The organism is Flavobacterium sp. T12S277 (genome assembly GCF_048514875.1).
Lineage (GTDB): Bacteria > Bacteroidota > Bacteroidia > Flavobacteriales > Flavobacteriaceae > Flavobacterium.
This window is the reverse complement of record NZ_JBLYEG010000067.1, coordinates 1-1,158: the sequence shown is the minus strand read 5'-3', so window position 1 is coordinate 1,158 and position 1,158 is coordinate 1. Positions and strand designations below refer to the sequence as shown.

Below are 1,158 nucleotides of genomic sequence, written 5' to 3'. Positions count from 1 at the left end.
ATGTTATCAGGGGTTCTCTCTGCCTGTTCCTGGAATAACTCATAAATAGTCTTATCTCCAGGGTAATCCTTATCAGTAGCATTCCAATTGTAAACAATTTCTTTATACTCATCAGCAAGCAATAAACTGATATTATCATAAGAATCATCAGGAGCTGAAATTAACTCAGCAAGCAAATACTTGTAATCCCTAATAAAACGCTCTATGGTACTTTGATCAAATAAACTTGTGGCATACTTCATTATACCTATTAGTTCTTCTTGACTATCATCTATAAAAATTGATAAATCAAATTGCACTACTTCATAGGATCCCTCAAATTGAAATGGCTTTAAATAACTCGTTTGCTCATTTCCAATTTTTTTCACATTGCCTAAACTTTGTACAACAAAGGTAACTTGAAAAATAGAATGCCTTGACATCTCTCGCTCAACCCCCAATTCTTCAACCAACTTCTCAAAAGGCAAGTCCTGATGCAATTGTCCTTCTATCTGATCCTGATGAATTTGATCAATCAAAGACATATAACTCTGACCCTTGCTCAGAATAGTCCGATTTACCTGCATGTTTACAAAAAAACCTATTAGATCTTGCGTCTGTCTATGATGCCTGTTGGCAATAGGGCTTCCTGTTACAATATCATCCTGACCTGTATATTTACCAAGCAAGATATTGATACTGCTAAGCATAACACTATGAAGCGTAACGCCAAGGCGTTGAGCCAATAACCGCAATTGATCACTCAAATCTTTGCTTAAAGCAAAAATCTCATGAGCTCCCCTGTAATCAATCTGTGACGGTCTGACATGATCAATCGGAAGGTCTAATTCTTTATATCCTGATAACTTAGACTTCCAATAATCCAACTGTCTATCTAAAATCTCTTTTGTTAAATAAGCTTTTTGCCAAACCGCATAGTCCTTGTATTGAATATCCAAAGAAGGCAAAACAAAGGTACTTTCTCCTCTAGTATAAGCCTGATAATAAGCCAATAATTCTCTATCAAAAACATCCATAGACCAACCGTCACCGGCGATATGATGCAAATTAATCAACAAGAACCTTCTTTGTAATCCCGTTTCGGATTCTAACCTATAAAATTTAACTCTGATAGGATACTCCACACTTAAATCAAAGGGACGGTTAATATCTCTTTTT

The 1,158-nt window shown here is 35.7% G+C and carries 1 protein-coding gene; it reads right to left on the bottom strand.

Annotated elements, in window-relative coordinates; genetic code table 11:
* The coding region (locus tag ACN1CN_RS22740; RefSeq protein ID WP_419137972.1) for a condensation domain-containing protein at window positions 1-1,158 on the bottom strand (1,158 nt) is incomplete at both ends.